The 8,887-nt window shown below is 74.3% G+C and carries 7 protein-coding genes; 4 read left to right on the forward strand and 3 right to left on the reverse strand.

Annotation, left to right across the window (positions count from 1 at the left end; genetic code table 11):
- From EF903_RS23055 to EF903_RS23065, 3 genes are all read left to right on the forward strand, one after another.
- On the forward strand, positions 1–1,079 hold a 1,079-nt coding region (locus tag EF903_RS23055), incomplete at its 5' end, for a CapA family protein (protein WP_125546112.1).
- A 118-nt stretch (positions 1,080–1,197) separates the two neighbouring features.
- Entirely contained in the window at positions 1,198–4,503 is a 3,306-nt protein-coding gene (lysX, locus tag EF903_RS23060) for a bifunctional lysylphosphatidylglycerol synthetase/lysine--tRNA ligase LysX (protein ID WP_125546114.1), read from the forward strand.
- Between the two features lie 70 nt (positions 4,504–4,573).
- Positions 4,574–5,500 carry a polysaccharide deacetylase family protein gene (locus EF903_RS23065; RefSeq protein ID WP_125546116.1) on the forward strand — a complete coding sequence of 309 codons (927 nt, stop codon included), beginning with the start codon at positions 4,574–4,576 and terminating at the stop codon, positions 5,498–5,500.
- A 51-nt stretch (positions 5,501–5,551) separates the two neighbouring features.
- Here the strand turns inward: EF903_RS23065 and EF903_RS23070 are convergent, their stop codons facing one another.
- The gene (locus tag EF903_RS23070) at positions 5,552–6,238 is read right to left on the reverse strand and encodes a class F sortase (RefSeq protein ID WP_125546118.1); all 687 of its coding nucleotides are present in this window, start codon (positions 6,236–6,238) and stop codon (positions 5,552–5,554) included.
- 351 nt (positions 6,239–6,589) lie between these two features.
- On the opposite strand from EF903_RS23070, the gene EF903_RS23075 reads away from it, so the two are divergent.
- On the forward strand, positions 6,590–7,120 hold the full coding sequence (locus EF903_RS23075) for a hypothetical protein (protein ID WP_125546120.1): 531 nt from the start codon (positions 6,590–6,592) through the stop codon (positions 7,118–7,120).
- 183 nt (positions 7,121–7,303) lie between these two features.
- On the opposite strand, the gene EF903_RS23080 is transcribed toward EF903_RS23075, so the two are convergent.
- Both EF903_RS23080 and EF903_RS23085 read right to left on the reverse strand, forming a co-directional pair.
- Positions 7,304–7,906: a hypothetical protein gene (locus EF903_RS23080; protein ID WP_125546122.1), complete on the reverse strand. Its 603-nt coding sequence runs from the start codon at positions 7,904–7,906 to the stop codon at positions 7,304–7,306.
- Positions 7,907–8,088: 182 nt separating this feature from the next.
- The gene (locus tag EF903_RS23085; RefSeq protein WP_125546124.1) at positions 8,089–8,859 is read right to left on the reverse strand and encodes a DUF4239 domain-containing protein; all 771 of its coding nucleotides are present in this window, start codon (positions 8,857–8,859) and stop codon (positions 8,089–8,091) included.
- Positions 8,860–8,887 lie beyond the last annotated feature (28 nt).

Consider the following 8,887-nt stretch of genomic DNA (forward strand, 5'->3'; position numbering starts at 1 on the left):
CCCCGCCCCCCCCCCCCGGCCCGGCCGCGGCCCCCGCCCGCGGCTTCACGCTCGTCGCGAGCGGCGACGTCCTGCCCCACGACTCGGTCATCAAGCAGGCCGCGGCCGACGCCGACGGACCCGGCCACGACTTCCGGCCGATGTTCTCCCACGTCAAGCCGCTCGTCTCCGCCGCCGACCTCGCGCTGTGCCACATGGAGACCGTCTACGGCCCCGACGGCGGCCCGTTCACCGGCTACCCCGCCTTCCAGTCCCCGCCCGAGGTCGCCGACGGCCTCAAGGACGCCGGCTACGACGGCTGCTCGACCGCCTCGAACCACACCCTCGACGCCGGAGCCGACGGAGTGGCGCGCACCCTCGACCGCTTCGACCGGGTCGGACTGCGCCACGCCGGATCGGCCCGCACGGCCGCCGAGGCGGCCGCACCGACCCTCTACACGGCGGGCACGGCCAAGGTGGCCCACCTCGCCTACACCTACGACACCAACGGGTACCCGATGCCCGAGGGCAGGCCGTGGGCGGTCAACCTCATGGAGAAGGACAAGATCATCGCGGACGCGCGGGCGGCCCGGAAGGCCGGCGCCGACGTCGTCCTGGTCAGCCTGCACTGGGGCACCGAGTGGCAGACCGCGCCGGACGAGCGGCAGCTCTCCCTCGGCAGGGACCTCACGGCCTCCCGGACCGGCGGCCGCCCCGACATCGACCTGATCCTCGGCACCCACGCCCACGTCCCGCAGGCCTACGAGAAGGTCAACGGCACCTGGATCGTCTACGGCATGGGCGACCAGGTCGCAGGCGAGATGTTCAACCACTCCGGCGACCGGGACCTGCGCGGCAACTACGGGTCTCTCGCCCGCTTCACTTTCGCCCCGCCGGCCGCCGCGGGCGGCCGCTGGCAGGTCGCCAAGGCCGAGTTCGTCCCCCAGATGATGGACCTGTCCGCCGGGAAGGTCGTCAACCTGCCGGCCGCCCTCGCCGAGGACCCCGGCGACGCCGGCCACCGCCGCGCCCGCGACACCGTCAGCGAGGCGGTCCTGAGCCGCGGCGCCGCCGCACACGGCCTCACCATGGGCCGCTGACCGGGCCGCCGACCGGTCCGCCCCCGGGCCGGGACGGGCCCGCTCCCCGCCCGTCACCCTCCCGGGGGACCTGCCGCTCGCCGCGCGGACCGCGGCCGGGCTCCCTAGAGTGCGAACCATGAGTGCCACGACGGAGCAGACCCGGGGGACCCGGAACCGCTTCCTGAACCGGGTGCCCGACGGGTTCGCCGCGTTCTTCGGCGCCCTCGGCCTGTTCTGCGCCGTCCTGGCGCTCTCGCCGACGCTGCGGTACCTGCTGCGGCACGTCGTCCGCTTCCTCGACGACTACGTGGTCCCCGTCAGCGAGAACCTCGCCTACGCGGTCTTCCTCTTCCTCCTCGCCGCCGCGCTCGGCACCCGCAAGAAGGTCGCCTGGTGGATCGTCGTCGCCTACCTGGTCCTGCTGGTCCTCGTCGACGTCCTGCTCGTCGCGGACGGCTGGTACTGGATCGGCGGCCCCTCCCTCGTCGTCGCCGTCGCCGCACTGGCGCTGCTGACCGCAGCCCGCAGCGAGTTCTACGCCGCCTCCCGCCCCGGGGCGTTCTGGCGGGCCCTGCTCGTCCTCGGGCTCGGCCTGCTCGCCGCCGTCCTCCTCGGCTGGGCGCTCGTCGCGCTGTTCCCCGGCACCCTGCCCCGCGGCCAGTGGCTGGACTGGGCCGCCAAGCAGGTCTTCGGCGGCCTGTTCTCGGCCCGCGAGTTCGACGGCCGGCCGCCGCGGCCCCTGTCCTTCCTGCTCGGCCTGTTCGGCGCGCTCGCCCTGCTGGGCGCCGCGGCCACCCTCTTCCGCTCCCAGCGCATGACCGCCGCCCTCCACGGCGACGAAGAGCCCCGCATCCGCGCGCTGCTCGGCGCGTACGGCCGCTCCGACTCCCTCGGCTACTTCGCCACCCGCCGCGACAAGGCCGTGGTCTTCGCCCCCAACGGCAGGGCCTGCGTCACCTACCGCGTCGAGGCCGGCGTCTGCCTCGCCAGCGGCGACCCGGTGGGCGACCCGGCGGCCTGGACCCCGGCCATCGACGCCTGGCTCGCCGTCGCCCGCCGCCACGGCTGGCAGCCCGCCGTCATGGGCGCCTCCGAGGACGGCGCCACCGCCTACGCCCGGTCCGGGCTCAGCGCCCTCCAGCTCGGCGACGAGGCCATCCTGCACGTCGCCCACTTCGACCTCGACGGCCGCGACATGCGCGTCACCCGCCAGGCCGTGAGCCGCGTCCGCCGCGCGGGGGCGACCACCTCCATCCGCCGCCACTCCGCCCTCTCCGACGAGGAGATGCAGCGCATCATCGACCGCGCCGACACCTGGCGCGACACCGAGACCGAACGCGGCTTCTCCATGGCCCTCGACCGGCTCGGCGACCCCGCCGACGGCGACTGCCTGCTCGTCGAGGCCTTCGACGCCGACGGCGAGCTCATCGCCCTGCTGTCCTTCGTCCCCTGGGGCAGGGACGGCATCTCCCTCGACCTGATGCGCCGCGACCGCAACGCCCCCAACGGCGTCATGGAGTTCATGGTCGCCCAGCTGTGCGCCGCCGCCCCCGGCCTGGGCGTGCGCCGGATCTCGCTGAACTTCGCCGTCTTCCGCTCCGCCTTCGAGGAGGGCGGCCGGATCGGCGCCGGCCCCGTCCTGAAGCTCTGGCGCCGGCTGCTGCTGTTCTTCTCCCGCTGGTGGCAGCTGGAGGCCCTCTACCGCTCGAACGTCAAGTACGGCCCCGAGTGGTACCCGCGGTTCCTCTGCTACCAGGACGCCGGCTCGCTCGCCCGGGTCAGCCTGGCCTCCGGCATCGCCGAGGGCTTCGTCTCCGTGCCCAGCCTGCGCAAGCTGTGGGGCAACGGCCACCCCAAGGGCGTCACCGCCCCCGCGAACACCGCGCTGCTGCCCCCGCTCGACGCCCTCGGCCTGGACGCGGCCGGCGGGCCGGGAGACCCGGCCCTCCCGGTGGAGCGGCTGCCCGAGCAGGTCCGCGTCCGCCACGCCAAGCTCGACCGGCTGCGCGCCGACGGCGTCGACCCCTACCCCGTCGGCATCCCCGCCCGCACCCACACCGCGTCCGAGCTGCCGGCCGCCCACCCCGGCCTGCCGCCCGGGGCCCGCGGCGGCGGCCCCGCCACCCTCGCCGGGCGGATCATGGTCGTCCGCGACCTCGGCGGTGTCGTCTTCGCCGTCCTGCGGGACTGGTCCGGCGACATCCAGCTGATGCTCACCCGGGACGAGAGCGGCCCCGCGGTCCTCGACTCCTTCACCTCGCAGGTCGACTTCGGCGACCACGTCACCGCCACCGGCCGCATGGGGGCGAGCAAGTCCGGCGAGCCCTCGCTCCTCGTGGAGTCCTGGCAGCTGACCGGCAAGTGCCTGCGCCCCCTGCCCGACAAGCGCAAGGGCCTCGCCGACCCCGAGGCCCGCGTCCGCCGCCGCTACCTCGACCTCGTCGCCAGCCCCGAGGCCCGCGACGTCGTACGGGCCCGCTCGACCGCCGTGCAGGCCCTGCGGCACGGCCTGCTGGAGCGCGGCTTCCTGGAGGTCGAGACCCCGATGCTCCAGCAGATCCACGGCGGCGCCAACGCCCGCCCCTTCCGGACCCACATCAACGCCTACGACCTCGACCTGTACCTGCGCATCGCACCCGAGCTGTACCTCAAGCGGCTGTGCGTCGGCGGCATGGAGAAGGTCTTCGAGATGGGCCGCACCTTCCGCAACGAAGGCGTCTCCTACAAGCACAATCCCGAGTTCACGATGCTGGAGGCCTACCAGGCCTTCGCCGACTACGACGTGATGCTCGACCTGACCCGCGAGCTCATCCAGGGCGCCGCCACCGCCGCCTTCGGCTCGCCGATCGCCCACAAGACCGGCCCCGACGGCAAGCTCGCCGTCCACGACATCTCCGGCACCTGGCCCGTCAAGACCCTGTACGGCGCGGTCAGCGAGGCCCTCGGCGAAGCCGTCGACGCCGACACCCCTGAAGACGTGCTGCGCCGGCTGTGCGACCTCGCCGGGGTGCCCCACACCCCCGCCGACACCCGCGGCGACGTCGTCCTGGAGATGTACGAGCGGCTCGTCGAGGAGAAGACCACCCTGCCCACCTTCTACAAGGACTTCCCGACCGACGTCTCCCCGCTGACCCGGCAGCACCGGCGCGATCCGCGCCTGGCCGAGCGCTGGGACCTCGTCGCCTTCGGGACCGAGCTGGGCACCGCCTACTCGGAGCTGACCGACCCCGTCGAGCAGCGGCGCCGGCTCACCGCCCAGTCGCTGCTGGCCGCGGGCGGCGACCCGGAGGCGATGGAACTCGACGAGGACTTCCTCGACGCCCTGGAGTACGCGATGCCGCCCACCGGAGGGCTCGGCATCGGAGTGGACCGCCTCGTCATGTTCCTCACCGGCCTGACGATCCGCGAGACGCTGCCGTTCCCGCTCGTGCGGCGCGGCTGATCGGGTGAGGGCGCGCGGCCTCCTCCGCGCCTCTCGACATCCCGGCCGGTCTCGTTGATACGTAGTAGTAATGAAAAATGACGAGCCGACAGTCGGGCGGCGCGTGCTCCTGCGCACCGCAGTCTTCCTCGGAATCGCCACGGCCTCCGGACTCCTGGCCTCCGGCGAGTCCGGCCCGCCCGGAACCGGCGCCGCGGGCGGAACCCCCCGGGGCGGGGGAGCCGCCGGGGCCGCGGGTGCCGCCGGACAGCCCGGCCCGGGGGGCGCGGCCGGACCCGGAGGCGTCCGCGCCGTCCGGCCGCAGACCCCCGGCCGTACCGCCTACCGGCTGGCCCCCATGACCGCCGAGGCGCCGGTGCGCCCGCCGGCCGCCAGGCCCGCCGTCCGCACCCGGCCCATCCTGGAGCTCGACCCGGCCGCGGCCGCCCGCAGCTCGATGGTCCTCACCTTCGACGACGGCCCCGACCCCCGCTACACCCCCGGCATCCTCGACACCCTCGCCCGGTACGGCGTCCGCGCGATGTTCTTCGTCTGCGGCGAGATGGCCGCCGAGAACCGCGACCTCGTGCGCAGGATGGCCGCGGAGGGCCACCTCATCGGCAACCACACCTGGTCCCACCCCCTGATCCCCAGCCTGAGCAGGTCCGGCCTCGCCTCCGAGATCGGCCGGACCAGCGAGGTCGTCGAGAAGACCGTCGGCGCCCCGCCCCTGTGGTTCCGGGCGCCGTACGGCGCATGGAACCGGGCCGCCTTCGAGATCGGCGCCGAACTGGGCATGGAGCCGCTCGCCTGGACCGTCGACAGCCTCGACTGGACGGAGCCGGGCACCTCCGTGATCGTCTCCCGCATCCTCAAGGGCGCCGCACCCGGGGTGATCGTCCTCTCGCACGACGCCGGCGGCGACCGCACGCAGAGCGTCCACGCCCTCGGCGCCTACCTGCCGCAGCTCCTGGCCCGCGGCTACCGCATGACCCTGCCCGTGCTGCCGCCCCGCTGAGGAAACGTATCCCCGGCGGGGCGGGGCGGGGCGGCAGAGGGGCAGCGGCGGTCAGCGGGCCTCGACCATGCGGGCGAACACGACGACGTTCCCGTCGTAGCCCCGCGCCTTCGAGTAGCCGCCGCCGCACGTGATCACCCGGAGCTCGGGCCGGCCGGTGTCGCCGTACACCCGGGCTCCGGGGAACGTCTCCTTCGAGAACACCTCCACGCCGTACACCTCGAACACCGCCGTGCGCCCGTCGTAGCGGTCGACCTCGACGCGGTCGCCCTTGCGCAGGGCGCCCAGCCCGTAGAACACCGCAGGGCCCTGTTCGTTGTCGACGTGGCCCACGACGACGGCCGAGCCGCGCTGGCCCGGCGCGATGCCGTTCAGGTACCAGCCGGCCAGGTTGGGATCCTGGGCCGGCGGGGCCTCGATCCAGCCCTGCGCGTCCAGCCCCACCGTCATCACCGGTGCGTCGACCCTGATCTGCGGAATCCGGATGCGCTGGACCGACGAGTGCTCCAGCTCCGCGACACCCGCCGGCAGCGCCTCACCCGGCGGCATGGGCATCGGCGCCTGCCCGTCCGACTGTCCGGCAGACGCCGACACCGCCGCGGCGGCCGTCGGCTGCGGAGGACCGTCACCGGACTCGGCGCCGTTGCGCATCATGGCGAGGCCGCTGAGCATGACCAGCGCGAGCACGCCCCAGGGGGAGCGTCTCCTCGGCCGCTGCTCACTCTCGTCCTCGGTCATGGCTCTCCCTTCCCGACGCGGGGGTCCCGACCCGCGTTCCATCCCGCCCCTTCACGCCCTTCTCCACGCACGCTAAGCCCGCTCGCGCAAGACGGCGATCGGTGCCGGGCGAACGGGTGGCGGGACCGGACGGGGTGCACCCGTCCGGGTATTCATCACACAAACTTCTGACGGGTCATGACCTGCGGATCCGTCAGATGGCGCGCGCGGCGCACGGCGTGTCGCTCAACCGTGCGGACCAAAGCCGGACATGCGCCGCTTGCGGCCCGACCTGAGGGTTCGTGATGGGAGGCGTTCTCGTCGATCATCCCGGGCGACCGCTCCGGGGCGCTTTCCGCTGGAGGTTCCACCATGCGTGTTCTGCGCGCTCTCACCGTGACCGCGGCGGCGTGCGTCGCCGTCGGTCTCAGTATTCCGGTCGCCTCGGCGAACCCGGCGGCGGGGCCGCCGGAGAGCGGGGGCCAGGGCGGCAACGGCGGCCGCGGCCCCAGCAACGTCTCCGTCACGCCGTACTCGGTGCACCAGGGGGCCACGATGCAGGTCAGCGCCGCCGGCTGCGGCCACGGCGGAACCGTTGCGTCACCCGGCAACTTCTCGCCGGCGAACCTGTCGGCCGGGACCGTCGGGTTCGCGACGGTACGGATCTTCAACCACGCCTCGCCCGGGACGCACACGCTGTCGGTCAAGTGCAACGACAGCAACCTGATCGCCACCCACCGCTTCCAGATCCTCGACGGCCGCGGCGCCCAGGGCGGCCTCGGCGGCTCCTTCGGCCCCTCCGCCGCCGAGACCGCCATCGGCGCGGGCCTCGTCGGCGCGGCGGCCCTCGGCGCGGGCGTCCACGTCCTGCGGCGCCGCCGCCCGCACCGCAACCGGGCCTGACGACCGGCCGACCTCCCCGGTCCCTGCCCGGAACACACGCCGGCCGCCCCGCATCCCGGACGGGATCCGGGGCGACCGGCTGTCGGCGGCCGCCCCGAGCGGGGGCGGAAGCGGGGCACGCGCGGCGGTGCGGTGGTGCCGTGGTGCGGCGACGCGCGCGGGGTGGCGCAGGGGGGCGCCGCGTCAGTGGCGGTGTGCCGATGCGCGGCGCCTGAGCGCGACGACGGTCCCGGCCGCGGCGGCGAGGAACAGGGCCGCGCCCGCGCCGAGTTCCCGGGCGTCCATCCCGGCGACGCTGCCGCCGAGCCCGCCCCGCACACCGCGCGCCGCCGCCGATTCGGCGGGCCCGGCCGCGGTCGCGGTGGCGGTGCGCGGCGCGGCAGGGCGCTCGGCGGAGGTGGAGCTGGTCGTCGGCGTGCCCGTGCCGCCGGCGATCGTGAGGTCGGCGGAGCCGTTCTCGCCGTTGCAGGTGAACGTCACGGAGTAGACGGCTCCGCGGCGGGCGTCGCGGTCGACGGTGACGCGCGCCGTGCTGCCCCGGGCGATGCTCACGGTGTCGAAGACCCCGGAGGAGGCGGTCGCGAAGGCGGCGTCGCAGCCGGTGACGGACAGCACCGTCTGGCCGCCCGGGGCGACCGTCGACGGGGTGAGGGCGAAGCCGAAAGACGTGATGGGCTGCGCCTCGGCCGCGATCGCGGCGGGCGCACCGAAGACGCCGAGCGCAAGGACGGCGCCCGCGGCGCCGGCGCCGAGCAGGGCAGTGGCGGAGCTGCGTATCGCACCCATGGAATGGTTCTCCGGATCCCGGGGAGCAGCCGCGGAACGGTTTCCGCCGGCGGTGGGGGATGCTCCCCGATGCCCGCCACGCTAGGCGCGGGCCCGCCGCCCCGCGATCAGGAGCGGGCGAATGGGGCACACTGCTGGGCCGAACCGGGGACGGCGGGCCCCTCCCCGGTTTGGCGCGCGGCTCAGCCGCCCAGGTCCAGGTGCGGGAACTGCGCGCGGAACGGCTCGGCGGTCGCGGAGATGCCCCGTCCGAACGGGGCGTCGAAGTCCCAGATCAGGAACAGCAGGAACGCGATCAGCGCACTGAACAGGCCCGCCAGCAGCAGCTCCCGGAAGGAGCGGCGGATCTGCAGCATGAAGATCATCCCCACGGTGACCAGTGCCCCGGTGATCAGTCCGAACCACACCACACCGGGCATGGTGGCCCCCGCGCTCAGCCCCCGGGCGCTGCGGGCGTCGTCGACGAGCGCCACCTGGTCCACCAGCGGCTGGTACGCCTGCCCCTCGTGGTCGGTCTGCGGCTCGTAGTCGGTCACGTCCCGGCGGATCCGCTCCAGCAGTTCCCCGCTGCGGCCGGTGACCGCTCCGTGGTCGGCCATCTGCTGCCATTCGGTGTCCACCACGTACGTCACGTACGCGTCGACATCGGCCCGGATCCGGTCGCGGACCCCGGCCGGGTACACCTGGGAGCGGACACGGATCTCGTGCAGCGCCTGGGCCTCCTGGCGCACGTACTCCTGGGCCGCTCCCCGGCCCTCCCAGACGCCGGCGATCGCGAGGCCGAGCACGATCGCGTAGATCACGCCGATCATCATCGTCATGTACTCGATGACGTCGGGGGTTTCGCTGGGGTCGTCGTCCTCGCTGATCCTCCGGTGGTTGAAGAAGGCGATGGCGAGGACGACGGCGCAGGCCGCGGCCATCGCGAGGGTCAGGACGAGCCATTCCGACAAGGGGACTCCCAATCGTGCGGGGGCGGGT

Source organism: Streptomyces sp. WAC05292, assembly GCF_003949955.1.
Taxonomy (GTDB): Bacteria; Actinomycetota; Actinomycetes; order Streptomycetales; family Streptomycetaceae; genus Streptomyces; species Streptomyces globosus.